The following is a 621-nucleotide window of genomic DNA, read 5'->3' as shown; positions in this document are numbered from 1 at the left end:
GCAAGTGTTCACGCTGGCCCGTTTCACAAGTTTCTAGCAGTTGACGGTAGAATCTTAGCGCCAAATCACGTGAGGCAGGGTTAGAGAAGTAGTAACTGCCAACTCGGTCATACAGCTTCTTCAAGCCATTGAAAATCAAACCGTAGATTTGGTTACCAGAGTGGAATGCTAAGCGTTGGAACAACATGTAATCGTAAAAGTTAAATGTTTTCGCGATCAAGATTTCCTGACGCTTTGCTTCATCTTTTTCGTTGTCTTCTTTAACGCTTTGAAGCACCTTATCCGCATACGGAGAAGAGGCAATGAAATCATCCCAAGACGATGCATTCACAAGCGCTTCACAAGACTCAATTACGTTCTTGATTGTACGCTCAGAGTTTTCTTTGTTCGCCTTGAATGCATAACGCATAAAGATAGGGCTGATGTTGGTACGTGCCGCAAGCAAATCTTCTACAATATTTGTTGCATTATCGACGTCTAGCGTCATCAACGTATCCAAGATATGCAGACCAGATGTCTCCATAAATTGGTTAACTTTTGTTGGTTTACCGTGTTGGATAGTCAACCATCCATCACGTGCTAGTCGTTGAAGAACCTCTCGTAAAGTCGTTCGAGTAACAC

1 protein-coding gene is annotated in these 621 nt (G+C 42.8%); it reads right to left on the bottom strand.

Annotated elements, in window-relative coordinates; translation table 11 throughout:
- Window positions 1-621: fatty acid metabolism transcriptional regulator FadR (fadR, locus tag R8O10_RS26015; protein WP_318192069.1), on the bottom strand; the 621-nt coding region annotated here is incomplete at both ends.

The sequence above is a fragment of the Vibrio sp. 1727 genome (assembly GCF_033344415.1).
Lineage (GTDB): Bacteria > Pseudomonadota > Gammaproteobacteria > Enterobacterales > Vibrionaceae > Vibrio > Vibrio alginolyticus.
The sequence above is the reverse complement of the archived record's forward strand: the minus strand, read 5'-3'. Positions and strand labels throughout refer to the sequence as shown.